This window comes from Streptomyces sp. NBC_01304, from assembly GCF_035975855.1.
In the GTDB taxonomy this organism is placed as follows: domain Bacteria; phylum Actinomycetota; class Actinomycetes; order Streptomycetales; family Streptomycetaceae; genus Streptomyces.
Genome location: NZ_CP109055.1, coordinates 4,597,289 through 4,619,775, shown reverse-complemented (window position 1 = coordinate 4,619,775; position 22,487 = coordinate 4,597,289). Strand labels below are relative to the sequence as shown.

The 22,487-nt window shown below is 71.7% G+C and carries 23 protein-coding genes, 1 pseudogene and 1 riboswitch; of the genes and pseudogenes, 11 read left to right on the top strand and 13 right to left on the bottom strand.

Annotation, left to right across the window (positions count from 1 at the left end; genetic code table 11):
- Positions 1 to 26: 26 nt before the first annotated feature.
- From OG430_RS20160 to OG430_RS20150, 3 genes and pseudogenes are all read right to left on the bottom strand, one after another.
- A complete protein-coding gene (locus tag OG430_RS20160) occupies positions 27 to 764 on the bottom strand; it encodes an isocitrate lyase/PEP mutase family protein (protein ID WP_327353941.1) in 738 nt (245 codons plus the stop codon).
- Positions 755 to 1,057 (bottom strand): annotated as a pseudogene (locus OG430_RS49465) (carboxymuconolactone decarboxylase family protein); the annotation flags it as partial. The gene OG430_RS20160 and the pseudogene OG430_RS49465, both read right to left, overlap by 10 nt.
- A 146-nt stretch (positions 1,058 to 1,203) precedes the next feature.
- Entirely contained in the window at positions 1,204 to 1,707 is a 504-nt protein-coding gene (locus OG430_RS20150) for a carboxymuconolactone decarboxylase family protein (protein WP_327353940.1), read from the bottom strand.
- A gap of 46 nt (positions 1,708 to 1,753) precedes the next feature.
- On the opposite strand from OG430_RS20150, the gene pdxR reads away from it, so the two are divergent.
- Positions 1,754 to 3,148 carry a MocR-like pyridoxine biosynthesis transcription factor PdxR gene (pdxR, locus tag OG430_RS20145; RefSeq protein WP_327353939.1) on the top strand — a complete coding sequence of 465 codons (1,395 nt, stop codon included), beginning with the start codon at positions 1,754 to 1,756 and terminating at the stop codon, positions 3,146 to 3,148.
- A 30-nt stretch (positions 3,149 to 3,178) separates the two neighbouring features.
- Here pdxR and OG430_RS20140 read toward each other — a convergent pair whose 3' ends face one another.
- Positions 3,179 to 4,144 (bottom strand): AraC family transcriptional regulator, encoded by a 966-nt coding sequence (locus tag OG430_RS20140; RefSeq protein ID WP_327353938.1) that lies wholly within the window; start codon positions 4,142 to 4,144, stop codon positions 3,179 to 3,181.
- A gap of 146 nt (positions 4,145 to 4,290) precedes the next feature.
- Here OG430_RS20140 and OG430_RS20135 point away from each other — a divergent pair, with 146 nt between their 5' ends.
- The gene (locus OG430_RS20135) at positions 4,291 to 4,740 is read left to right on the top strand and encodes a DUF6069 family protein (protein WP_327353937.1); all 450 of its coding nucleotides are present in this window, start codon (positions 4,291 to 4,293) and stop codon (positions 4,738 to 4,740) included.
- Between the two features lie 201 nt (positions 4,741 to 4,941).
- On the opposite strand, the gene OG430_RS20130 is transcribed toward OG430_RS20135, so the two are convergent.
- Positions 4,942 to 5,787, bottom strand: a complete 846-nt coding sequence (locus tag OG430_RS20130; protein WP_327359165.1) for a hypothetical protein — start codon at positions 5,785 to 5,787, stop codon at positions 4,942 to 4,944.
- A 279-nt stretch (positions 5,788 to 6,066) separates the two neighbouring features.
- On the opposite strand from OG430_RS20130, the gene OG430_RS20125 reads away from it, so the two are divergent.
- Entirely contained in the window at positions 6,067 to 6,294 is a 228-nt protein-coding gene (locus OG430_RS20125) for a hypothetical protein (RefSeq protein WP_327359164.1), read from the top strand.
- 23 nt (positions 6,295 to 6,317) lie between these two features.
- Positions 6,318 to 7,505: a glutathionylspermidine synthase family protein gene (locus OG430_RS20120; protein ID WP_327353936.1), complete on the top strand. Its 1,188-nt coding sequence runs from the start codon at positions 6,318 to 6,320 to the stop codon at positions 7,503 to 7,505.
- A gap of 80 nt (positions 7,506 to 7,585) precedes the next feature.
- Here OG430_RS20120 and rocD read toward each other — a convergent pair whose 3' ends face one another.
- Positions 7,586 to 8,827 carry an ornithine--oxo-acid transaminase gene (gene rocD / locus OG430_RS20115; RefSeq protein WP_442816525.1) on the bottom strand — a complete coding sequence of 414 codons (1,242 nt, stop codon included), beginning with the start codon at positions 8,825 to 8,827 and terminating at the stop codon, positions 7,586 to 7,588.
- A gap of 113 nt (positions 8,828 to 8,940) precedes the next feature.
- Positions 8,941 to 9,027, top strand: a riboswitch (ZMP/ZTP riboswitch).
- 35 nt (positions 9,028 to 9,062) lie between these two features.
- Between rocD and OG430_RS20110 the strand changes: the two genes are divergently transcribed.
- Positions 9,063 to 10,568: a glycine hydroxymethyltransferase gene (locus OG430_RS20110; RefSeq protein ID WP_327353934.1), complete on the top strand. Its 1,506-nt coding sequence runs from the start codon at positions 9,063 to 9,065 to the stop codon at positions 10,566 to 10,568.
- Here OG430_RS20110 and OG430_RS20105 read toward each other — a convergent pair.
- From OG430_RS20105 to OG430_RS20090, 4 genes are all read right to left on the bottom strand, one after another.
- Positions 10,544 to 11,239 carry a hypothetical protein gene (locus OG430_RS20105; protein ID WP_327353933.1) on the bottom strand — a complete coding sequence of 232 codons (696 nt, stop codon included), beginning with the start codon at positions 11,237 to 11,239 and terminating at the stop codon, positions 10,544 to 10,546. The two genes, OG430_RS20110 and OG430_RS20105, sit on opposite strands and share 25 nt — an antisense overlap.
- Entirely contained in the window at positions 11,236 to 11,979 is a 744-nt protein-coding gene (locus tag OG430_RS20100) for a hypothetical protein (protein WP_327353932.1), read from the bottom strand. Before OG430_RS20100 ends, OG430_RS20105 begins: the two co-directional genes overlap by 4 nt.
- 98 nt (positions 11,980 to 12,077) lie before the next feature.
- Positions 12,078 to 12,950 (bottom strand): hypothetical protein, encoded by an 873-nt coding sequence (locus OG430_RS20095; RefSeq protein ID WP_327353931.1) that lies wholly within the window; start codon positions 12,948 to 12,950, stop codon positions 12,078 to 12,080.
- Positions 12,943 to 13,542: an RNA polymerase sigma factor gene (locus OG430_RS20090; protein WP_327353930.1), complete on the bottom strand. Its 600-nt coding sequence runs from the start codon at positions 13,540 to 13,542 to the stop codon at positions 12,943 to 12,945. Before OG430_RS20090 ends, OG430_RS20095 begins: the two co-directional genes overlap by 8 nt.
- Before the next feature lie 171 nt (positions 13,543 to 13,713).
- Between OG430_RS20090 and trpS the strand changes: the two genes are divergently transcribed.
- Positions 13,714 to 14,727 (top strand): tryptophan--tRNA ligase, encoded by a 1,014-nt coding sequence (gene trpS / locus OG430_RS20085; protein WP_327353929.1) that lies wholly within the window; start codon positions 13,714 to 13,716, stop codon positions 14,725 to 14,727.
- A 165-nt stretch (positions 14,728 to 14,892) separates the two neighbouring features.
- Positions 14,893 to 15,474 (top strand): 2'-5' RNA ligase family protein, encoded by a 582-nt coding sequence (locus OG430_RS20080; protein WP_327353928.1) that lies wholly within the window; start codon positions 14,893 to 14,895, stop codon positions 15,472 to 15,474.
- A gap of 299 nt (positions 15,475 to 15,773) precedes the next feature.
- On the opposite strand, the gene OG430_RS20075 is transcribed toward OG430_RS20080, so the two are convergent.
- Both OG430_RS20075 and OG430_RS20070 read right to left on the bottom strand, forming a co-directional pair.
- Positions 15,774 to 16,529 (bottom strand): decaprenylphospho-beta-D-erythro-pentofuranosid-2-ulose 2-reductase, encoded by a 756-nt coding sequence (locus tag OG430_RS20075; RefSeq protein WP_327353927.1) that lies wholly within the window; start codon positions 16,527 to 16,529, stop codon positions 15,774 to 15,776.
- Between the two features lie 122 nt (positions 16,530 to 16,651).
- On the bottom strand, positions 16,652 to 18,022 hold the full coding sequence (locus OG430_RS20070; protein ID WP_327353926.1) for an FAD-binding oxidoreductase: 1,371 nt from the start codon (positions 18,020 to 18,022) through the stop codon (positions 16,652 to 16,654).
- 203 nt (positions 18,023 to 18,225) lie between these two features.
- Here OG430_RS20070 and OG430_RS20065 point away from each other — a divergent pair, with 203 nt between their 5' ends.
- Genes OG430_RS20065 through OG430_RS20050 form a run of 4 tightly spaced genes read left to right on the top strand, consistent with a single transcriptional unit; the run spans position 18,226 to position 21,170 of the window.
- On the top strand, positions 18,226 to 18,735 hold the full coding sequence (locus OG430_RS20065) for a phosphatase PAP2 family protein (protein ID WP_327353925.1): 510 nt from the start codon (positions 18,226 to 18,228) through the stop codon (positions 18,733 to 18,735).
- Entirely contained in the window at positions 18,728 to 19,693 is a 966-nt protein-coding gene (locus OG430_RS20060; RefSeq protein ID WP_327353924.1) for a decaprenyl-phosphate phosphoribosyltransferase, read from the top strand. Before OG430_RS20065 ends, OG430_RS20060 begins: the two co-directional genes overlap by 8 nt.
- 50 nt (positions 19,694 to 19,743) lie before the next feature.
- Positions 19,744 to 20,235: a GtrA family protein gene (locus OG430_RS20055; protein ID WP_442816722.1), complete on the top strand. Its 492-nt coding sequence runs from the start codon at positions 19,744 to 19,746 to the stop codon at positions 20,233 to 20,235.
- Positions 20,223 to 21,170, top strand: coding sequence for a YihY/virulence factor BrkB family protein (locus OG430_RS20050; RefSeq protein WP_327353923.1), 948 nt, complete (start codon positions 20,223 to 20,225; stop codon positions 21,168 to 21,170). The genes OG430_RS20055 and OG430_RS20050 overlap by 13 nt, the downstream gene beginning before the upstream one ends.
- On the opposite strand, the gene OG430_RS20045 is transcribed toward OG430_RS20050, so the two are convergent.
- A complete protein-coding gene (locus tag OG430_RS20045; RefSeq protein ID WP_327353922.1) occupies positions 21,118 to 22,350 on the bottom strand; it encodes a D-alanyl-D-alanine carboxypeptidase family protein in 1,233 nt (410 codons plus the stop codon). The two genes, OG430_RS20050 and OG430_RS20045, sit on opposite strands and share 53 nt — an antisense overlap.
- Positions 22,351 to 22,487 lie beyond the last annotated feature (137 nt).

The following is a 22,487-nucleotide window of genomic DNA, read 5'->3' as shown; positions in this document are numbered from 1 at the left end:
TGCCGCGGCGTGACTCGGCCGCCCGCTCAGCCCTCCCCGCGCAGCGCCTGCGCGATCTCCCGCACCGCTCCCATCGCCCGCACCTGCAGGCCCGGCCCGAAGGTGATCCGGGACGCCCCCAGCTCGCCGAGCCGTTGCGGCGGCGGGAAGTTCGGGTGGGCCACCGCGTTCAGCGGTGCCGCGATCCCGGCGGCCAGGCGGGGCAGGTGGTCCGGCGTCGCCAGGATCGGGTAGACGCAGTCGGCCCCCGCCTCGACGTACCGCTGCCCCCGCGCGATCGTCTGCTCGACCACGTCCGGCGCGTCCTTCACGCACAGGTACGTGTCCACCCGGGCGTTGATGAACAGCGCGTCGCCCGCCGCGGCCCGCACCTCGCCGAGCCAATCGGCCTGCGCTGCCGGGTCGTTGAGGACGTGCGCGGCGGAGTCCTCCAGGTTGATGCCCACCACCCCGGTGTCCAGGACCCGCGCCACCAGGTCCTTCGCCGAGAGTCCGTAGCCCGCCTCGACGTCCGCCGACACCGGGATCCCGAACTCCGCCACCGCCCGCACGATCCGTGCGACCTGCGCGAACATCTCGTCGGCCGGCGTCGCCCCGTCCTGGTACCCGAGCGACGCCGCGATCCCCGCGCTCGGCGTCGCCAGCGCCGGGAAGCCGGCCTCGGCGAACACCCTGGCGCTGGCCGCGTCCCACGGTCCGGGCAGGATCAGGGGGTCGCCGGGGGCGCGGTCTTGGTGCAATGCGCGGAATACGTTCACGTCCATGCGGGGCCTCCGGGCTGGATGCGGCGGCTGACCATCAGGCGGTTCCAGCCGTTGATGACGGTGATCATGGCGATGAGGTGCGCGAGTTCGGCCTCACCGAAGTGGCGTGCGGCCTCGGCGTACACGTCGTCGGGAACGGAGCCGTCCGTCAGGACCGTCACCGCCTCGGTAAGTGCGAGGGCGGCACGCTCGCGCGCCGAGTGCTAACCCTCGGCCTCCGCCCAGGAGTTGAGCAGATCGAGCCGCCCCTCACTCTCGCCGTTCTTACGGGCGAGCTCAAGGTGCATGTCGAGGTGCGGGGTGTTACTTGAGAGCTCCTGGATCGTTTGGGTCGTGCCCCGAAGGGGCGCGGGGGCTGCATCGATGTGCGGCTCCGCCGCGTGGGCGCGACCAGCCCCCACCGGCCTGCAGGTGAAGAACCGGCCTCCTCGCGGAGCGCTCAGTGAGCGTGGGCCTGCGGCGTGTAGTGCCCCGCCACCATCCGCGTGCTCACTCCGAAGCGGTTCCACGCATTGATCGTCGCGATCGCGGCGATCAGCTGCGCGAGCTCCGCCTCCTCGAACTGCTCGGCCGCCCGCGCGTACACCTCGTCCGGCACGAAGCCGTCCGTGAGGACGGTGACCGCCTCGGTCAGCTCCAGCGCCGCGGCCTCCTTCGCCGTGTAGAAGTGCCGCGACTCGTCCCAGGCGGCGAGCTGGACGACCCGCTCGACCGTCTCGCCCGCCGCGAGGGCGTCCTTGGTGTGCATGTCGAGGCAGAAGGCGCACTTGTTGATCTGTGAGGCGCGGATCTTCACCAGCTCGAAGAGCTTGGGGTCCAGGCCCTGCCGGGCGGCCGTGTCCAGCTTGATCATGGCCTTGTAGACCTCGGGGGCGAGCTTGGCCCAGGCGAGGCGCGGGGCGTGCTCGGGGGCGTACCGGGTGCTGTCTTCGTTCGTGGTCATGTTGCGACTCTACGGGCGGAGTAACCCAAGGGTATGGTCCATTCCCATGGCAGATTCCTGGGCCACTTTGGGCGTCGACCTTCACCTGGACGTCGGCTCATCAGGTGTGCGCAAAGGTCTCACGGACGCCCTGCGCGAGGCCGTACGGGGCGGCAGGCTCGCCCCCGGCACCCGCCTGCCCTCGTCCCGCTCGCTCGCCGTCGACCTGGGGCTCGCCCGCAACACCGTGGCCGACGCCTACGCCGACCTCGTCGCCGAGGGCTGGCTCACCGCACGGCAGGGCTCCGGCACCCGCGTCGCCGAACGCGCCGTGTCGCGTCCGGTGCGGCGCCCCACCCCGCCGCGGGCCAGGGGCCCGGTCGCGTACAACCTGAGCCCGGGGACCGGCGACCTGGCCGCGTTCCCGCGCGCCGAGTGGCTCAAGGCCTACCGGCGCGCGCTCACCGCCGCCCCGATCGAGGCCTTCGGCTACGGCGACCCGCGCGGCCGCATCGAGCTGCGCACCGTCCTCGCCGACTACCTCGCCCGCGTCCGCGGCGTCTACGCCGAGCCCGACCGCATCGTCATCTGCTCCGGCACCGTGCACGGCCTGATCCTGCTCGCCCAGGTGCTGCGCGCCCGCCGGGTGCGCAAGGTCGCCGTGGAGTCGTACGGACTCGCCATCCACCGGGACCTGTTCACCGAGCGGGGCCTCGGCCTGCCGCCCCTCGGCTTCGACGAACTCGGCACGCACACCCGGGAGTTGGGCCGGACGCGGCCCGGCGCGGTGCTGCTCACGCCCGCGCACCAGTTCCCGATGGGGCTGCCGCTCTCGCCGCAGCGGCGGGCCGCGGTCGTCGACTGGGCGCGCGGGAGCGGCGGGGTGATCCTGGAGGACGACTACGACGGCGAGTTCCGCTACGACCGCCAGCCGGTCGGCGCCCTGCAGAGCCTGGACCCCGACCACGTGGTCTACATGGGTACCGCCAGCAAGGCCCTCGCACCCGGGCTGCGGCTCGGCTGGCTGGTCCTTCCGGCCGATCTCGCGGCGGAAGTGGCCGCGGCCAAGGGGGTGGAGGACTGGTACTGCAGCTCCCTCGACCAGCTCACGCTCGCGGAGTTCATCGCTTCGGGTGCGTACGACCGTCATGTCCGGGGCACCCGGCTGCGTTACCGCCGCCGCCGTGACCAGCTGGTCGAGGCACTTGCCGCACGCGCCCCCGGCGTCCGCGTCAGCGGCATCGCGGCCGGCCTGCACGCGGTGCTCGAACTCCCGCCGGGCACCGAGCAGTCGGTGGTCCAGGCCGCCGCCTGGCAGGGCCTCTCGGTGACCGGTCTCAGCTATTTCCGCCATCCCGAGGCGTCCGGGGCGGTGCGGGACGCGCTGGTGCTTGGGTACGGGCGGCCGCCGGAGCATGCCTGGGCGGGGGCGTTGGACGCGTTGTGCGGGGTGCTGGAGTAGCCGTCCCGGCGGCGGGCCGGGCTCCGTGCGTTACGCCGCCGAGTCCCGCCGGTAGCGTCCCGGAGAGGTGCCGTACTCGCGCTTGAACGCGTTGGCGAAGGCGAACTCCGAGGTGTAGCCGACCCGTTCGGCCACCAGCGCGATCCGGGTCTCGGACGTGCTCAGCAGGCGGGCCGCCGACGTCATGCGCCACCAGGTCAGATAGGCGAGCGGCGGCCGGCCCACCAACGCGGTGAAGCGGCGCGCGAAGGCCGCCCGGGAACTGCCCGCCTCGGCGCCCAACTTGGCCACTGTCCAAGGCAGTCCGGGATCCCGGTGGATGGCGTGCAGGGCGGCGCTGACGACCGGGTCGCGCAGGGCGGCGGTCCAGCCCTGGCAGCCCGCGCCCTCGGCGCCCTCGTCGCCCGGCCGCTCCTCGAACCACGCCCGCAGCACGTACAGCAGCAGCATGTCGAGCAGTGCCGGCACCACCGCGTCCGCGCCGAGCCTGGGCCGTTCCAGCTCGGCGGCGAGCAGGTCGACGGCGGCCCTGATCTCGGGGTGGCGGCCGAGCCTGGCCGGGAGGTGCACCAGGTCGGGGAGGTCGCCGAGCAGGGGGTGGGCGCGTTCCGGGTCGAGTTGGTAGGCGCCGCAGAGGGTGACGGTGGTGGGCGCCTCAGGGGTGCGCTGTCCGCCGGCGGGGGCCGCGTACCGCTGTTCGTAGCGCTGTCCCGGGTCGTGACCGGGCGGGTCGCAGGACGGCTCGGCGAGCGGGGTGTCGGGGTGGTCGGCGAGCGCGTGGCCCCGGCCGTGCGGCAGGAACACCACGTCCCCGACGCCGAGCGCGACCGGCTCCTCGTCCGGGCGGATCAGCCAGCACGAGCCCTGCAGCACGACCTGGAACCCGGCGCCGGGCCCCGCGGCGAACCGCTGCCCCCAGGGCGCCCGCCACTGGACGAGGGCCGAACGGGGCTCGCCGGTACGCACCGTGGCGATCACATCGCTGAGGACGTCCATGGGGGAACCGTAGCGCCGTCGTATCGGATCGGCGCCAGGTCGAGACGATCGCGTAGAAACGAGAGACAGTGACGCATGGGACGTCTCGCTCCTGGCTCGTACGGTCGTTCTCGACCACTTCGGTTCCTCTTCACCAGGAGATCGCCATGGGTACTGAGACCTCAACCGCCGCTGCCGCCACCGCTGTTGGAGCCGGGACTCCCACTGCCCGGCGCGGGCGCGACCGTGCGCTCGCCGTGGGTTCCGCCGTCGCCGCCACCGCACTGGTGTGGGCGGTCGGCCGGGCGGCCGGGGCCGAACTGGTCGTGCCCCAAGGCGCGGGCAAGGATCCGATGGACGTCGGGATCGGCGCGGTCCTCGCCACCACGCTCGGCATCTCGCTGCTCGGCTGGGGCGCGCTCGCGCTCCTCGAACGCCGGTTGCCGGGGCGGGCCTTGGCGATCTGGACCCGGACCGCCGCGGTCGTCACCCTGCTCTCGCTGCTTCCGGCGCTCGCGTCGCAGGCGGAGGCGGGCACGAAGGTGGTGCTGTCCCTGCTGCACCTCACGGTCGCGGCGGTGCTGGTGCCGTTGGTGCGGCGGACCGCGAAGTCCTAGGGCCTGTCTTCAAACTCCCGTCGTCGCCCGAAGGGCGGCCCCGCGGCGTCTGGTGCGTGCGCTCGGCGTGCCGGGTGGAAGGCTCCGTCGATGGACCGGACGTACTTGGGCTTTCGCCCGGTGCGGCGAGCGTGCGCCCGCTGCGGCAGCAGCTGATGTCACTGCGGCGTCGCGGGGCAGGCGGGAGTTTGAAGACAGGCCCTAGGTGCGGTCCGGGAGATGGGGTTCCTCGACCGGCGCCTCCCCGAACCGCGCGAGCGCCAGCGCGCCCGCCACCGCCACCGCGAAGCCGAGGATCGCCAGCCACGCCAGTCCGTCCCGCGTCCGGTCGCCCAGCCATACGACGCCCACCAGGGCCGGGCCGATCGTCTCGCCGAGCACCAGTCCCGCGGTGGCGGTGGTGACGGAGCCGCGCTGCAGGGCCGAGGTGAGCAGCAGGAAGGCCGCGCCGCCGCCGAGCAGCAGGGCGTACGTCGCCGGGTTGGTCACCAGTGCCTTCGGGGCCATGTCGTCGATGAGGCGTACGGCGACCTCGACCACGCCGAACCCGCAGCCCGCGCCGAGGCCGAGGACCAGGGCGCGCGGCCTGTCCGGCAGCCGGCCGCCGATCGCGCCGACGAGCAGGACGGCCACGGCCGCGCCGAGCATGGCGTATCTGAGCTCGGTCGACCCTGCCTTCTCGCCCTCCGCGCCGGAGGCGAGGCCGAGCAGGGCGAGCCCGGCGACGACCACGCCGACCGCGCCCCATTCGACGCCGCTGAGCCGGACGTTCAGGAGCCGGGCCGCGACCACCGCCGTCACGGCGAGACTCGCGGCGAGGGCCGCCCCGACCGCGTAGATCGGAATCGACTTGAGGGCCACGATCTGCAGCACGAAACCGAGCCCGTCGAACCCGAGTCCGAGCAGATAGCGCCACTGCTTGAGGGCTCGCACCAGCAGTCCGGGGTCGACTCCGGACCCGGTGCCGGGCGCGATGGCACGCGTCGCCATCGCCTGCAGAACGGAGGCCGTACCGAAGCAGACCGAGGCGCCGAGCGCGCAAATCATCCCAAGGAGCACAAAGCGACTGTAGTTGACGGTGGGCGGGGGGATCCGCCTGCGGGCGGGCGTGCGCTCTTCTCTACGCTGTTCGGCGATCGCACACGACACACGTGCGTGGCAGAGGCACACCGCACACGACAGACGTACGCCGAAGTACCACGGGGGAGTGGCCGAAAGATGACGACGACCGCAGCAGGAGCGGGAGCGGGAGCAGGCACAGGAGTAGGCGCAGGCAGCGCGAGCAAGCCCCGGCGGCTGCGCTCCAGCACCGTGATCCTCGGCGGCATGGGCGTGCTTGCCGCGGCCCTCAGCGCCTGCGGCTCCGAGCCGGACAAGCGCTGCGTGGACCCGGTGACGCACAAGAAGCTGCCCAGCTACGAGTGCGACAGCGGGGGCCGCGGCTCCTACTACTACGGCGGCAGCTCCAAGAACGGCCGTGTGGACGGCGGGAGTTTCAACAAGTCCTCCGTGGACCGCGGCGGCTTCGGCTGCTCGTCCTCCAGCGGCGGCTGAGCCGGACCCGGACCGCGTACGCCATGGAACGCCACACCGTCGAACCCCGCCCCGGCTGGCAGCGAGTGGTCGAGGAGCAGGGCCTGATCTACCCCCTGACCCGCCACCCCGACGACTCGCTGCGCCCCTACTGGGACGAGAGCGCCTACTACGAGTTCTCCCTCCCCGAGGTCGAGGCCCTGGAGGAGGTCGTCGAGGAACTGCACGCGATGTGCCTCGCCGCGGCCGGCCACATCGTCGCCGCCGACCGCTTCGCCGACCTCGGCATCACCGACCCGCGGCTGATCACCTTGATCCGCGAGGCCTGGCGCCGGCGTGCCGAACTCCCGTCCGTGTACGGCAGGTTCGACCTTCGCTACGACGGCAGGGGCGGCCCGGCGAAGATGCTCGAGTACAACGCCGATACGCCGACCTCCCTGGTGGAGGCCGCGAGCCCGCAGTGGTTCTGGATGGAGGAGTGCTTCCCGGGCGCCGACCAGTGGAACTCCCTGCACGAGCGCCTGGTCGAGGCCTGGCGGGGGCAGGCCAAGCTGCTGCCGCCGGGCAGCCCGCTCTACTTCGCGCACTCCACCGGCGACGAACTCGGCGAGGACCTCATGACGGTCGCCTATCTGCGCGAGACCGCCGAGCAGGCCGGTCTCGACACCGAGGCCATCGCCGTGGAGGACATCGGCTGGGACGGTCTGACGGGCCGCTTCGTCGACGAGCGGCTCCGGTTCATCCGCAGCTGCTTCAAGCTGTATCCCTGGGAATGGCTGACCACCGACCGCTTCGGCCCGCAGGTCCTCGCCACCCTCGACAACGGCGGCGGCACCGGCTCCACCCTGTGGATCGAGCCCGTCTGGAAGATGCTCCTCTCCAACAAGGCCCTCCTCGCCATCCTTTGGGAGCTCTATCCCGGCCACCCGAACCTGCTCCCGGCCTACCTCGACGGCCCCCGCGAACTCGCCATGACCACCGGCTACGTCGCCAAACCGCTGCTCGGCCGCGAGGGCGCGGGCGTGACCGTGCACGAGCCGGGCCGTTCCTCCGAGGTGCGCGAAGAGCCCTGCTGCTACCAGGAGTTGGCCCCGCTGCCCGCCTTCGACGGCAACCGTGTGGTGCTCGGCGCCTGGGTCGTCGAGGACGAGGCGGCGGGGCTCGGCATCCGTGAGTCGTCGGGCCTGATCACGGACGAGTACGCCCGCTTCCTGCCTCACGTGATCCTCTAGGACACCCCCTGCCCCCTGCCCCTGGGTCGGGGGCGGGGTGGCCCTGGATCAGGGGGCAGGAGGGCTGGGACGTCCCTGGATCAGGGGGTCAGGACGGCCCGGAGCTGATCGAGCCCCCAGTCCAGATCCTCCTTGCTGATCACGAGTGGCGGCGCGATCCGGATCGTCGAGCCATGGGTGTCCTTCACCAACACCCCGCGGTCCATCAGCTTCTCGGAGATCTCCCGCCCGGTGCCGTACGCCGGGTCGATGTCGACGCCCGCCCACAGCCCGCGCCCACGCACGGCGCGCACCGGCCCCGAGTCGTCCGCGACGAGCAGCCCCAGCTCATGGTGCAGATGCTCACCCAACTCCGTTGCCCGCTGCTGGTATTCGCCGGTCTTCAGCATCGCGATGACCTCGAGCGCGACGGCGCACGCGAGGGGATTACCACCGAAGGTCGAGCCGTGCTCCCCGGGCCGGTACACCCCGAGCACCGCCGACGACGAGACCACCGCCGACACCGGCACGACCCCACCGCCGAGCGCCTTGCCGAGCACATACATGTCCGGCACGACGTCCTCGTGCTCGCACGCGAACGTCCTGCCCGTGCGCCCGAGCCCCGACTGGATCTCGTCCGCGATGAACAGCACATTCCGCTCGCGCGTCAGCTCCCGCACGGCGCCGAGATACCCCGGCGGCGGCACGAGCACCCCGGCCTCGCCCTGGATCGGCTCCATCAGCACGGCCACCGTGTTGTCGTCCACCGCCGCCCGCAGCGCGTCCACATCGCCGTACGGCACGATCTCGAACCCCGGTGTGTACGGCCCGAAGTCCGCCCGCGCTTCGGCATCGGTGGAGAAGCTCACGATGGTCGTCGTACGGCCGTGGAAGTTGTCCGCCGCGACCACGATCTTCGCCGCGCCGTCCGGCACTCCCTTGACCCGGTACCCCCACTTCCGGGCCGTCTTGACCGCCGTCTCCACCGCCTCCGCCCCGGTGTTCATCGGCAGCACCATCTCCATGCCGCACAGCTCGGCGAGCTCCGTGCAGAAGTCGGCGAACCGGTCGTGGTGGAACGCCCGCGAGGTCAGCGTCACCCGCTCCAGCTGCGCCTTGGCGGCGTCGATCAACCGCCGGTTGCCGTGGCCGAAGTTGAGCGCCGAGTACCCGGCGAGCATGTCGAGGTAGCGCCGCCCCTCCACATCCGTCATCCACGCACCTTCGGCCGTGGCGACGACGACCGGCAGCGGGTGGTAGTTGTGCGCGCTGTGCGCCTCCGCCGATCGAATCGCACCTTCCGTCGGCGAGGGCTGACCGGCGGGAGATGTTGCAGACGTCATGGTCACGGGATCTCCGTTCATTCTGCGGTGGGGGGCCTTGGTGGGGCCCCTTTCTATCGTCGCTCGGATGCTGGACGAGGAAACCTCGCCCGGCACCACCGAAGGTAAGGTGACGGCAGGGCCGTGACTGGCGCGCTGAGATGGGATCAACCATCGGGGAGCGGCTCGTGAACTGTGTGCCGTGCGCCTGGGCCGAACCGAGAACGACCGTGAACGAATCGTCCGGAGGTCCCTGATGTCCCCTGCGCCCGACCCTGCCACCGCGTCCGCGTCCGCCTCTGCTTCCGGCGCGTCCGCCGAGGCCGTGGCCGCCACCGCGTGCACCGCCTTCCGCAGCGCCCTCGACGTGATCCGCACCGTCGAGCCCCGTGTCGCCGACGCCATCGGCCAGGAGCTCGCCGACCAGCGCGAGATGCTCAAGCTGATCGCCAGCGAGAACTACGCCTCCCCGGCCACCCTGCTCGCCATGGGCAACTGGTTCAGCGACAAGTACGCCGAGGGCACCATCGGCCGCCGCTTCTACGCAGGCTGCCGCAACGTCGACACCGTCGAGTCCCTCGCCGCCGAGCACGCCCGCGAACTCTTCGGCGCCCGGCACGCCTACGCCCAGCCGCACTCCGGCATCGACGCCAACCTCGTCGCCTTCTGGGCCGTGCTCGGCGCCCGGGTGGAGGTCCCGGCCCTGGAGCGCTTCGGCGCCCGCCAGGTCAACGACCTCTCCGACGCCGACTGGGCCGAACTCCGCCAGGCCTTCGGCAACCAGCGCATGCTCGGCATGTCCCTGGACGCCGGCGGCCACCTCACCCACGGCTTCCGCCCGAACATCTCGGGCAAGATGTTCGACCAGCGCAGCTACGGCACCGACCCGACGACCGGGCTCCTCGACTACGAGGCGCTGCGCGCGACCGCCCGCGAGTTCAAGCCCCTGATCATCGTCGCCGGCTACTCCGCCTACCCCCGCCTGGTGAACTTCCGCATCATGCGGGAGATCGCCGACGAGGTGGGCGCGACCCTGATGGTGGACATGGCGCACTTCGCGGGCCTCGTCGCCGGCAAGGTGTTGACCGGCGACTTCGACCCGGTGCCGCACGCCCAGATCGTCACGACCACCACCCACAAGTCGCTGCGCGGCCCGCGGGGCGGCATGGTCCTGTGCGACGACTCCCTCAAGGACCAGGTCGACCGCGGCTGCCCGATGGTGCTCGGCGGCCCCCTTCCGCATGTCATGGCGGCCAAGGCCGTGGCCCTCGCCGAGGCCCGTCAGCCCTCCTTCCAGGACTACGCCCAGCGTGTGGTGGACAACTCCCGCGCCCTCGCCGAGGGCCTGATGCGCCGCGGTGCCACGCTCGTCACCGGCGGCTCGGACAACCACCTCAATCTGATCGACGTCGCCTCCTCCTACGGCCTCACCGGCCGCCAGGCCGAGGCCGCCCTGCTCGACTCGGGCGTCGTCACCAACCGCAACGCCATCCCGGCCGACCCCAACGGCGCCTGGTACACCTCCGGCATCCGCATCGGCACCCCGGCCCTCACCACCCGCGGCCTGGGCGCGGCCGAGATGGATGAGATCGCTGGCCTGATCGACACGGTGCTCTCGGCCACCCAGCCGGGCACGACCAGCAAGGGCGCCCCCTCCAAGGCGCAGCACATCCTCGAGCAGAAGACCTCGGACGAGATCGCCCAGCGGGCCACCGACCTCCTCGCCGGCTTCCCGCTCTACCCGGGTATCGACCTGAGCTGATCCCCGGGCGGCCCACCTGCGGGCCCTCCCGCGGCGGCACCGGCCGGGCTCTCCCGGCCGGCCCGCCGTATCAGCCGGGCCCCGACCGCGCCGATCAGCAGTCCGACGGCGAGGCCGGGCCCGGCCCACCACCAGTTGTCCCCGGCGGAGACCTGCGCGGCCTTGGCCCCGGCCGCCGCGCCGGTCTCCCGCCCGGCCTCCGATGCCGACTGTGCCGACGGGTCGTACAGCCCGTGCCGTTCGAGCAACGGCAGCAGCCCCGGCTTCGCCTTCTGCCAGTCGTCGCCGTCCCTCCGGGCGGCCATGCCGGAACTGACCAGCAGATGCGCCGATGCGCGCACCCAGGCCGAGCCCAGGTAGTCGGGCAGCACGGCATAGGCGCTGACCACGGTGTCACGGTCACCGCGCCACAGCACCGTGATCTGACGGCCGGTGTCCGGCGATATGCCCTTGGCCAGGGTCGGAGCATGGGTGTTCATCGGCCAGGGCGGCAGCAGCTCGTTCAGCCGCTCCAGGTCAGGATCGCTCTCCCGCAGGATCACCGTGGTGTCGGTCGCGGCGGAATCCAGGACCACGCTCGGCAGTATCTTCGCCGAGGCGGTCGGTGCCCCCAGAGCGAGGGCGGCCAGCAGGACCCGGGCGAAGGTGAGATTGCGCAGCAGCCGCCTCATGAGTCGATCAACTCCTGCCGGGGACCGGGTCCATGGCGCTCCCGCCTCATCAACCGGCTCAGGGGCTCGGGCAGTTGCCGAGCGGCAAATGGACGTATCGCCAGTGCCAACGCGGCCCCCGCGACCAGGCCCGGTACGGCCCACCACCAGCCGGTGGAGTCGTCGGACGGCAGGGCCGCCACCGCGGACTTGGGCTCCCCCTGAGCGGGAGCGGCGGGCTCCTCGTCGGCGCCGGCACCCGCCGTCGGATCGGAGGGCCGGATGCCGCTGCCCTTGTCACCGATCTTGCCCATCACCCCGAGGCCCTTCAGCAGAGCCCGCAACTTCGCCGGCTCCTCGGCCTTGTGCCAGATGCCCACACCCGGTTTGTCCGCGTCGGTGGAGGTGTGTATCCACGTGATGCCCTTCTTGGCGCCGACGTCCGGGTACACCTGGTCGTACCGCCAGGGCGAGATGTCGTGCGCCATCCACGTGACGTTGATCTGCCGTCCGCCGTACATCACTTCGTTCAGGTTCGGCGGTGTCGTGGTCCTGCCCCCGGACGGATCACCGAGGAGCTCGCCCAGCTGCCGGTACTCCTTCGCGGTGGAGTAGACGGCCCCGGCCTCGCCGCTCTCCGGTGAGGTCACCAGCACACTGGTCGGCCCACCGGCCACCGCCGTCGAAGCCCCCGCCAGCGTCAGGACGGCCCCCACCACCGACGCACTGACCAGCGCGGCCAGCCTCCGTACCGTACGCATCCCTGCCCCCAGCGAGCCCCCGGCACGGTCCCTCCGTGCCGACTCACTCCTGGTACACCGCTCGAGCCGCCGAGGTTCCCCTTCTGCCGGAACTTTTTTCAACTGCCCTGAGCCGGCACGGACTCCGCGATCTCGACCGCTCGCCGCATCGACTCCTCGCCCTCCAGCCGCCCGGTGATTCCGGGGCTCGGCGACCACAACAGCGTCGGGCCCGCGGTGCGTTCGGCGTGCTCCCAGATCTGGTCGTCCTTGTCCTTCATCCAAAAGGTGAGCAGGTGAGGCTCGCGGAACCACCAGGCGTCCGCGCCGCCCACCACGGTCTGCTGGGGCTCGACCCGGACCATTTTCCCGAAGAAGGTCATGTCGAGGTCCCCGGGGAACTCGTCCAGGCGGACGATCGCCTCGCCCGCTCCACCCGCACCGTCCGCGCGCCAGCAAAGGCTCACCACATGGCGGCCCAGCGGCAGTCCGGTCACCGACACCGCGTCCGGGGCGCCGAGTGCCTTCGGCACCGCGGGTGTGAAGCCCGCCCGCCGGGCGGCCTGAGCCAGGGAGACCGGGTTCTCGCAGCCGGGCACGGGTTCGTCCGTCGGCCGGGGCGACTCGGGGGCGTACTCGACCTCGACCCCACCCCAGTTGAACCACTCGGCCACCGCGGCCCGCACCGGAGGTGTGAGCACCAATATCGTCACGACCCCGCACAGCGCGGCCGTCAGCCGTCGCCAGTGCCGGCGCAGCAGGGCACGCAGCCGCTCGAACCGTCCCGGCGGCTCGGCCACCGGGACCGGCACCGACTCGGCGATGATCTGGGCGATGACCCGCTCGGCCATCGTCTCGCCGGCGACATCCGGCACCCGGATGTGACGGCTCAACTCCCGTAGATCCTCGTGCAGTCGGTCCTCAGGCAGTCGGTCCTCGGACAGTCGTCCCTCAGGCAGTCGCTCCTCGGGATCGCCCTCCCTCTCATTCATGCTCCTCACCTCCTTCCCCGGGTCCTGGCAGCAGCCGTCCCAACTTCTTCAGCGCGCGGTTCAGCCGGGACTTCACCGTGCCGCGCGGCCAGCCGAGGGCCTCGGCCGTCTCCGCCTCGTCCATGTCCAGGAGATAGCGGTACGTGACGACCAGGCGCTGGTCCTCGCCCAGCCGCTCGAGCGCCCCGAGCAGCGCCGAGCGCCGCTCGCCCTCGAGCGCCGCGACCGCCGGGTCGGCCGAGTCCGGTATCAGTGGCTCGGCCCCGATCAGCGTGGCCTCCCGCCCGGTCGCGGCCCGCAGCCGGCCCGCCGAGCGCACTGTGTTCCTCGTCTCATTGGCGACGATCCGCAGCAGCCAGGGCCGGAACGAGGAGCCCTCCCGGAAGCGTCCGAGCGAGCAGTACGCCTTGAAGAAGGCCTGCTGCACCACGTCCTCGGCGTCCGCACCCGCGCCCAGGGCCGCGGCCGCCCGCAGAGCTATCGGTGTGTGGGCGCGCACCAGCTCGGCGTACGCCTCCGCCTCCCCGGCGCGTACACGCTCGATGACCACGCCCTCGTCGACGGCGATGCGGTCCCCCTCCCGCGTCCTCACACCCTTGATACACCGCAGCCCGGAGATCGGTTCCCACTCGGGACGGACCAAGTTCCAAGAGCTTCCAGCCAAGATCGCTCACGGGCTTCGGGGCGAGATCCCGGCCACCGTTCCCGACCTGTCCCAGCCACCGTTCCCGACCCCCGCACCGCACCTGAGAGAATGCTGGGCATGGCCTCTGATCGACCCCGCGCGCTCTCCGGTATCCAGCCCACCGCAGGTTCCTTCCACCTCGGGAACTACCTCGGTGCGATCCGTCAGTACGTCGCCCTGCAGGAGTCCCACGACGCCTTCTACATGGTCGTCGACCTGCACGCGATCACGGTTCCGCAGGACCCGGCCGAGCTGCGTGCCAACACCCGGTTCGCCGCCGCGCAGCTCCTCGCCGCCGGCCTCGACCCGGAGCGCTGCACCCTCTTCGTCCAGAGCCATGTGCCCGAGCACGCCCAGCTGGCCTGGGTCATGAACTGCCTGACCGGCTTCGGCGAGGCCTCCCGCATGACGCAGTTCAAGGACAAGTCCGCCAAGCAGGGCTCGGCGGGCGCCACCGTCGGCCTCTTCACCTACCCGATCCTGCAGGTCGCGGACATCCTCCTGTACCAGGCGGACGCCGTCCCGGTCGGTGAGGACCAGCGCCAGCACGTCGAGCTCACGCGCGACCTCGCGACCCGCTTCAACGGCCGCTTCGGCGAGACGTTCACGGTCCCGGCGCCGCACATCGTCAAGGAGGTCGCGAAGATCTACGACCTCCAGGACCCGACGGCCAAGATGAGCAAGTCCACGGCCAACCCCAAGGGCCTGGTCAACCTGCTCGACGACCCCAAGGTCACCACCAAGAAGATCAAGAGCGCGGTCACCGACACCGAGGCGGAGATCCGCTTCGACGTCGAGGCCAAGCCGGGCGTCAGCAACCTGCTGACCATCTACTCCACGCTTACCGGAACGGGAATTCCGGAACTGGAGCAGAACTACGCCGGCAAGGGCTACGGTGCGCTGAAGACCGACCTCGCCGAGGTGATGGCCGAGTTCGTGACGCCGTTCCGTACACGTACGCAGGAGTACCTGGACGACCCGGAGACGCTCGACTCGGTCCTCGCCAAGGGCGGGGAGAAGGCGCGTGCCGTCGCCGGTGAGACGCTCGCCCAGGCCTACGACAAGGTGGGCTTCCTGCCCGCCAAGCACTGACCGGACAAGCACTGCCTTCGCCGGTCCCGTACCGGCGAAGAAGCGGTACCCGGAGCGACCCCGACACCCGCCTGACCAGGCACGGACCAAGGGCCCTGGCCAGGCGGGCGGTACGCCCGACACACTGGCAGCCCCTGCCGAAAAAGACTGACCAAGGAGAACGACGTGGGGACCGTAACGCTCGGCGTTTCGATCGCGGTCCCGGAGCCACACGGCAGCCTGCTCCAGGAGCGGCGCGCGGGCTTCGGTGACCCCGCGGCACACGGCATCCCCACGCACGTCACGCTGCTCCCGCCGACCGAGGTCGAGGCGGCCGCGCTGCCTGCCATCGAGGCCCACCTCACCGAGGTCGCGACGGCGGGCCGCGCCTTCCCGATGCGGCTGTCCGGCACGGGCACCTTCCGGCCGCTGTCGCCCGTGGTCTTCCTCCAGGTCGTCGAGGGCGCCGAGGCCTGCGGCTGGCTGCAGAAGCAGGTCAGGGACGCGTCCGGACCGATCACCCGCGAGCTGCAGTTCCCGTACCACCCGCACGTCACGGTGGCGCACGGCATCGCCGAGGACGCGATGGACCGGGCGTTCGAGGAACTCGGCGATTACGTCGCCGCATGGTCCTGCACCGGTTTCGCGCTCTACGAGCAGGGCGCCGACGGAGTCTGGCGCAAGCTGCGCGAGTTCGCCTTCGGCAGCTCGACGGTCCCCCAGCAGGCCTCGGCCACGAACACCCGCGGGACGCAGCCGACGCGCTAGCCGCGGGGCTGCGGTACGGCGGGGCTACGTGGGGGGAAACGGGCACTTTCGCGCCCGAATTGCCCCGCTTCTCGTGCCCGTTTTCCCCCACTTAGCTGGTGGTGTCCCCGCTGCCGCTGCCGCTGCCGCTGCCGCTGCCGCCCGCCGCCGCGCTCCCGCCGCCCGCCGCCGCGCTCCCGCCGCGCCCGGCCGCCCCGTCCCCGCCGCCCCCGCCCGCCCCGTCCCCGCCGCCCCCGGCCGCCCCGTCCCCGCCGCGCCCCCCTGCCGGGCGCTCCCGCCCCGCCGCCCCGCCGCCCCGGCTAGACCGGCAGCCGCCGGAACACCGACCGCGGCACGTGCCGCAGCGCCGACATCACGACCCGCAGCGCCCCCGGCACCCACACGGTCTCCGAGCGCCGGCGCAGCCCCGTCTCGATGGCCTCCGCGACGGCCTCCGGCGTCGTGGCGAGGGGTGCTTCCTTCATGCCCGCGGTCATCTTGGAGCGTACGAAGCCGGGGCGGACGACCATGACATGGACACCGGTGCCGTGCAGGGCGTCGCCCAGGCCCTGGGCGAAGGCGTCGAGGCCCGCCTTGCTGGAGCCGTAGATGAAGTTGGCCCGCCGCGCGCGTTCGCCGGCGACGGAGGAGAGCACCACCAGGGAGCCGTGGCCCTGCCGCTTGAGGGCGTTCGCGCAGACGAGGGAGGCGGACAGGGCGCCGGTGTAGTTGGTCTGGGCGACCCGCACCGCCGCCAGGGGTTCGTCCTCGTCGCGCTGCTGGTCGCCGAGGATGCCGAAGGCGAGCAGCACCATGTCGAGGTCGCCCTCGGCGAACACCTTGCCCAGGGTCTCCTCGTGGGACTCGGTGTCCAGGGCGTCGAAGGCGACGGTGCGTACGTCCGCGCCCAGGTCGCGCAGCTGCTCCGCGGCCGTCTCGAGGGCGGGTGAGGGGCGGCCTGCGAGCCACACGGTGCGGGTGCGGCGGGCCACCAGGCGGCGTGCGGTGGCCAGGGCGATCTCGGAGGTGCCGCCGAGGACGAGCAGGGACTGGGGGGTGCCGAAGGCGTCCTTCATGACGCACAACTCCTAGGAACGGGGCGGGAGTACGGGCGGACTGCGGAGCGGGGGTACGGGCGGAGCGGGACTGCGGGGCGAGGTGACTGCAGGGGGGAGGTGACTGCAGGGGGGCGGGGCGACTACAGCGCGAGCCGGCGGGCGAGGTCGGAGGTGAACACGCCCGCGGGGTCCAGTTCCGCGCGCAGGGCGCGGAAGTCGTCGAGGCGCGGGTACATGCCGGCGAGCAGTTCGGGCCGCAGCCGGGAGTCCTTGGCCAGGTAGACGCGCCCGCCGGCCTCGACGACGGCTTCGTCGAGTTCGTCGAGGAAGGGGCCGAGGCCGGGCATGGTGGCGGGAATGTCCAGGGCCAGGGTCCAGCCCGGGACGGGGAAGGACAGCCAGCCCGGATCGCCCTCGCCGAAGCGCTTGAGGACGGCGAGGAAGGACGGGCAGCCGCGCTCCGAGATCCTGTGCACGATCGCGCGCAGGGCGTCCTCCTGGCCGTAGGGGACGGCGAATTGGTACTGCGCGAAGCCGCTGCGGCCGTAGATCCGGTTCCAGTGCGGCACCCCGTCCAGCGGGTGGAAGAACGTGGAGATCTTCTGCAACTGGCCACTACGCGCGCGTGGTGCCTTGCGGAACCACAGCTCGTTGAACGCCCCCACCGTCAGCTTGCCGAGGAGCCCTTCGGGTACGAAGGCGGGCGCGGCCGGCAGCTGACCGGGGCGGAACGTCAACGGGCTGCGTCGCGCGCGCGTCGGCAGCTGCTCCAGCGGGGCGTGGTCGCCGCGGGTGAGCACCGCCCGGCCCATGGACGCCCCGCGGGCGAGCAGGTCGATCCAGGCCACCGAGTAGCGGTAGTGGTGGTCGGTGGCGGTCAGGCGGGACATCAGGTCGTCGAGGTCGGCGGCCCGTTCGGTGTCCACCGACATCAACGAGGTCTGGACCGGCAGCAGTTCGACGGTGGCCGACAGGATCACCCCGGTCAGGCCCATCCCGCCGGCCGTCGCCTCGAACAGCGGCGTACCGCGCTCGACGGTGTGCACCGTGCCGTCCGCGGTGAGCAGGTCGAGGGCTGCCACATGGCGGGAGAAGGCCCCGGAGACGTGGTGGTTCTTGCCGTGGATGTCCGCGCCGATCGCCCCGCCGACCGTCACATAACGGGTGCCCGGGGTGACCGGCACGAACCAGCCCAGCGGCAGCAGCACCTCCATCAACCGGTGCAGGCTCACTCCCGCGTCGCACACCACGGTGCCCGCCTCGGCGTCGATCGACCGGATCCGGTCCAGGCCGGTCATGTCGAGCACCGCACCGCCGGCGTTCTGCGCCGCGTCCCCGTACGCCCGCCCCAGCCCCCGGGCGATCCCGCCCCGCGCCCCGCAGGCCCGCACCGCCGCCCGTGCCTCGTCGTACGTACGGGGCCGGACCAACCGCGCGGTCGTCGGGGCCGTACGCCCCCAACCGGACACGGAGACAGGGGGATCGAGGGAGCGCGTGGCGTCGGCAGACATGACGGCGACGTTATCCCCCTATCTCTGTCGATTTGCGAACTTTGTTACATCCCTCACCGAAATGGGTGATTAAGCGAGTGTCACTCAATATTGCCGCTGTTCCTGCCTCGCCGGCGGTGAGAGTCGGACGCGGAATACGGCCGACAGGGCCTGGGGGCGGGGTCGGCCGGTCGTGAAGCTCCCAGATCCGAAGAAGAGGCCGCATGCACGACTTGGACCACAGGCTGCTGTCGGCCCTGCGCGACTGCGGCACGCACGCGCGCGTGGCCGCCGTCGCCCGCGCGTTGTCCTTCACCGGTGAGCACGGTGCGCTGTGGCTGGCCGCCGGGCTCGCGGGTGCCGCAGTGGATCGCGAGCGGCGCTCCGCCTGGCTGCGCGGCACCGCGCTGACCGCCGCGGCCCATCTGGCCAGCATGGGCGTCAAGCGCGTGGTGCGCCGCCCCCGCCCCGACGTGGCGCCCCTGGTGCGCACCGCCGGCCGGCACTCCTTCCCCAGCTCGCACGCCACCTCGGCCGCAGCGGCCGCCGTCGCCTACGGCGCGCTGCGCCCGGCCGGTGCCCACCTGGTGCCGCCGCTCGCCGCCGCAATGTGTGTGTCCCGCCTGGTCGTCGGCGTGCACTACCCCTCCGACGTCGCCGCCGGCGCGGCACTCGGCGCCCTCACCGCCCGGCTCGGCAGCAACTGGATGACCAAGGGAGGCAGTCGTGTCTGAGCGTTCCACCACTCTCCTCGAAGAGCCCAAGCAGGCAGGCACTCAACTGCCCGCCCGGCCGGGCCCGATCAGCCTCCCGCTCGGCATCCTGCGCACCGCCCGCCCCCGCCAGTGGGTGAAGAACGTCCTCGTCGTCGCCGCCCCCGTGGCCGCGGGCGAGCTCTTCACCCGGCACACGTTCATCCAACTCGCGCTCGTCTTCGCCCTGTTCACGGCCGCCGCGTCGGCCGTCTACCTGATCAACGACGCCAGGGACGCCGACGCCGACCGAGCCCACCCCGAAAAGCGCCACCGCCCGGTCGCCGCGGGCCAGGTCCCCGTGCCCGTCGCCTACGCCGCGGGCGCCCTGCTCGCGGTCCTCGCCCCGGCCGCTGCCGCGATCCTCTGCTCGCCGATGACCTCGGCCGTGCTGACCGCGTACGTCGGCATGCAACTCGCCTACTGCATCAGCCTCAAGCACGTCCTGGTCGTCGACCTCGCCGTCGTCGCCTCCGGCTTCCTGATGCGCGCCATGATCGGCGGCGTGGCCCTCGGCATCCCGCTGTCCCGCTGGTTCCTGATCACCACCGGCTTCGGCGCGCTCTTCATGGTCTCCGCCAAGCGCTACTCCGAGGCCGTCACCATGGCCGCCACGGACGGGAAAACCGGCGCCACGCGCGCGTTGCTGTCCGCGTACACCACCGGCTACCTCCGCTTCGTCTGGCAGCTCGCCGCCGGCGTCGCCACCCTCGCCTACTGCCTGTGGGCCATGGAATCCGCCGGCCTCGGCGACGAAGGGCTGCTCCCGTGGCGGCAACTCTCCATGATCGCCTTCATCCTCGCCATCCTCCGCTACGCCGTCTTCGCCGACCGCGGCACCGCGGGCGCGCCCGAGGACGTCGTCCTGCGCGACAAGGCACTCGCCCTGATCGCCCTTGTGTGGCTCGCGTTGTACGGCCTCGCGATCGCCGACTGGTGAGCCGCCCGCTCGACGGCCGCCGACCGCTCTTCGGCGCCTTCACGACCCGACTGCGCGCCTTCACGACCCGACTGCGCGAACTCGGGCCCGAGCTGCTCGGCTTCGCGACCGCCGGTGTCCTCGCGTACGCCGCCGACCTCGCCCTGTTCGTCTGGCTGCGCGGGCCCGGCGGCTGGGACCCGATCACGGCCAAGGCCGCGGGGTTCGTCGCGGGCTGTTCGGTGGCGTACGCGGGCAACGCCCTGGGGACGTACCGCAAGAAGGCCGGCGATGTCCCGCGGCTGCGCCAGTACGCGGTGTTCTTCGCCGTGAACATCGCAGGAGCCCTGGTCCAGTTGCTGTGCCTCGCCTTCTCGCACTACGGCCTCGGACTCACCTCGCAGCGCGCCGACACCGTCTCCGGCGCGGGCATCGGCATGGCACTGGCGACTGTCCTGCGGTTCTGGGGTACCCGGACCCTGGTCTTCCGTGCCGGACGCGGTCCTCGTACGGAGGACGCGGACCCTCGTACGGAGGGAAGGCAGGAATCATGGACTGGCTGAAGAAGCTGCCCGTCATCGGGCCGCTCGTCACGAAACTGATGACCACGCACGCGTGGCGCTCGTACGAGACGCTCGACCGGGTGCACTGGTCGCGGCTCGCCGCGGCGATGACCTTCACCAGCTTTCTGGCGCTCTTCCCGCTGCTGACCGTGGCGGCCGCGATCGCCGCCGCGACGCTCAGCCGCAAGCAGCAGCACGAGCTGCAGGAGAAGATCAGCGAGCAGGTCCCCGGCATCTCCGACCAGCTCAGGATCACCGACTTGGTGGACAACGCGGGCACGGTCGGCCTGGTCGCCGGTGCGCTGCTGCTGTTCACGGGCATCAGCTGGGTCGGCTCGATAAGGGACTGTCTGCGGGCCGTCTGGGAGAAGGACGACGAGGACGAGAACCCCTTCCTCGGCAAACTCAAGGACGCGCGCGTACTGCTCGGTCTCGGTCTGACCGGCCTGGTCTCGATGGCCGCGTCCACGGTCGGCACCACCGCCCTGATGTGGCTCACCCGGCTGCTGGGCATCGCGGACACGAGCTGGGTCGGATGGGCCCTACTGGTGGCCGTTTTCGCGCTAGCCGTCCTCGCGGACTTCTTGATCCTGCTGTACGTCCTGACGCTGCTGCCCGCAGTGCACCCGCCGCGGCGCCGCCTGGTCGTGGCCGCGCTGATCGGCGCGGTCGGCTTCGAGCTGCTGAAGATCCTGCTCGGCGGCTATATGAAGGGCGTCGCCGCGAAGTCCATGTACGGCGCCTTCGGGGTGCCGGTGGCGCTGCTGATCTGGATCAACCTCACGGCGAAACTGCTGCTGTTCTGCGCCGCCTGGACGGCGACGCACAGCAAGCAACTCCCCGTACCGGAGCGGGACCAGGGCCCCGCTCCGGCATCCGGGGTCAGCGGCGGGGCAGCCGGCGGACCAGGTCGGGCAGCGGCCAGCGGCGCTTGATCAGGAAGACCCCGGCGCCGATCAGCGCCAGCGCACCGCCGGTGACCGCCAGCGCGATGCCGACGCCGCTGGACTCCTCCTTGGAGGCCGCGGCCTTGGTCTTCGGCGTGGCCTCGCTGTTCTTGCCCGGTGCGGGCGCACCCTGCTTGCCGCTGGTGGCGGACTCCGGCTTGACCAGCTTGCCGACCGGTGCGGTCTTGCCCGCGGCCGCGAAGCCCCAGTCGAACAGGCGCGCCGTCTCCTTGTAGACGGCGTTCTGCTCGCCGGAGTCGGGGTTCATGACGGTGACGAGCAGCACCTTGCCGTTGCGCTCGGCGACACCGGTGAACGTGGCACCCGCGTGTGTGGTGTTGCCGTTCTTGACGCCGGCGATGCCCTTGTACGGGTCCATGCCGTAGTCGCCGGTCAGCAGCCGGTTGGTGTTCTGGATCTCGAAGTAGTCGCGCTTCTTGCCCGCACCCTCGCCGGGGAACTTGGCGCTGGCCGTCGAGCAGTACTCGCGGAAGTCCGCCTTCTGCAGCCCGGAGCGCGCGATCAGGCTGAGGTCGTACGCCGACGAGACCTGGTTCTTGGCGTCGTAGCCGTCCGGGCTCACCACGTGCGTGTCGAGCGCCTGCAGCTCTTCCGCGTGCTTCTGCATGTCCTTGACGGTCTTGGGCACGCCGCCGTTCATCTCGGACAGGACGTGCACGGCGTCGTTGCCCGAGCGCAGGAAGACGCCGAGCCACAGGTCGTGGACCTTGTAGGTGTGGTCCTCCTTGACGCCGACCAGGCTGCTGCCCTCACCGACGCTCGCCAGGTCCGAGTCCTTGACCTTGTAGACCTGGTTCTTCGGCAGCTTCGGCAGGACCGTGTCCGCGAAGAGCATCTTCAGGGTGCTCGCGGGCGGCAGCCGCCAGTGGGCGTTGTGCGAGGCGAGCACGTCGCCGGTCTCGGCGTCCGAGACGATCCAGGAGCGGGCCGTCACGTCCTTCGGCAGCACCGGGGCGCCACCCGCCAGGTCGACCTGGGTCCCGCTCTTGCCGAGCCGCTCGCCACCGACGGTCGACATCTGCGCCGGGGGCTTCGGATCGTCCGGCTTGCTGCCCGGTTTGTCGTCCGCGAGCGCGGGCGCAGTGGCAGACATGGTCAGCAATGTGGCGGAAACGACCGTTACCGCGGACTTTTTAAGGGCAGGCACGGTCGAAAAAGTACAGGGGTTCTGGCGAGATCCGGGCGCCGAGGGGGCCTGTGTCTCCCCGGACCCACTAACGGGGCCACCAGTGGAGGGGGTACGCGAGGCGTCGACCGAGCCGTCCTCCCCACCCTGCCGAGGGC

Excerpts from the sequence above, each read along its gene's own strand:
- OG430_RS20160 (WP_327353941.1), bottom strand. The coding sequence starts at position 764 with ATGGACGTGAACGTATTCCGCGCATTGCACCAAGACCGCGCCCCCGGC.
- OG430_RS20150 (WP_327353940.1), bottom strand. The coding sequence starts at position 1,707 with ATGACCACGAACGAAGACAGCACCCGGTACGCCCCCGAGCACGCCCCG.
- pdxR (WP_327353939.1), top strand. The coding sequence starts at position 1,754 with ATGGCAGATTCCTGGGCCACTTTGGGCGTCGACCTTCACCTGGACGTC.
- OG430_RS20140 (WP_327353938.1), bottom strand. The coding sequence starts at position 4,144 with ATGGACGTCCTCAGCGATGTGATCGCCACGGTGCGTACCGGCGAGCCC.
- OG430_RS20135 (WP_327353937.1), top strand. The coding sequence starts at position 4,291 with ATGGGTACTGAGACCTCAACCGCCGCTGCCGCCACCGCTGTTGGAGCC.
- OG430_RS20130 (WP_327359165.1), bottom strand. The coding sequence starts at position 5,787 with ATGATTTGCGCGCTCGGCGCCTCGGTCTGCTTCGGTACGGCCTCCGTT.
- OG430_RS20125 (WP_327359164.1), top strand. The coding sequence starts at position 6,067 with ATGGGCGTGCTTGCCGCGGCCCTCAGCGCCTGCGGCTCCGAGCCGGAC.
- OG430_RS20120 (WP_327353936.1), top strand. The coding sequence starts at position 6,318 with ATGGAACGCCACACCGTCGAACCCCGCCCCGGCTGGCAGCGAGTGGTC.
- rocD (WP_442816525.1), bottom strand. The coding sequence starts at position 8,827 with ATGACGTCTGCAACATCTCCCGCCGGTCAGCCCTCGCCGACGGAAGGT.
- OG430_RS20110 (WP_327353934.1), top strand. The coding sequence starts at position 9,063 with ATGTCCCCTGCGCCCGACCCTGCCACCGCGTCCGCGTCCGCCTCTGCT.
- OG430_RS20105 (WP_327353933.1), bottom strand. The coding sequence starts at position 11,239 with ATGAGGCGGCTGCTGCGCAATCTCACCTTCGCCCGGGTCCTGCTGGCC.
- OG430_RS20100 (WP_327353932.1), bottom strand. The coding sequence starts at position 11,979 with ATGCGTACGGTACGGAGGCTGGCCGCGCTGGTCAGTGCGTCGGTGGTG.
- OG430_RS20095 (WP_327353931.1), bottom strand. The coding sequence starts at position 12,950 with ATGAATGAGAGGGAGGGCGATCCCGAGGAGCGACTGCCTGAGGGACGA.
- trpS (WP_327353929.1), top strand. The coding sequence starts at position 13,714 with ATGGCCTCTGATCGACCCCGCGCGCTCTCCGGTATCCAGCCCACCGCA.
- OG430_RS20075 (WP_327353927.1), bottom strand. The coding sequence starts at position 16,529 with ATGAAGGACGCCTTCGGCACCCCCCAGTCCCTGCTCGTCCTCGGCGGC.
- OG430_RS20070 (WP_327353926.1), bottom strand. The coding sequence starts at position 18,022 with ATGTCTGCCGACGCCACGCGCTCCCTCGATCCCCCTGTCTCCGTGTCC.
- OG430_RS20065 (WP_327353925.1), top strand. The coding sequence starts at position 18,226 with ATGCACGACTTGGACCACAGGCTGCTGTCGGCCCTGCGCGACTGCGGC.
- OG430_RS20050 (WP_327353923.1), top strand. The coding sequence starts at position 20,223 with ATGGACTGGCTGAAGAAGCTGCCCGTCATCGGGCCGCTCGTCACGAAA.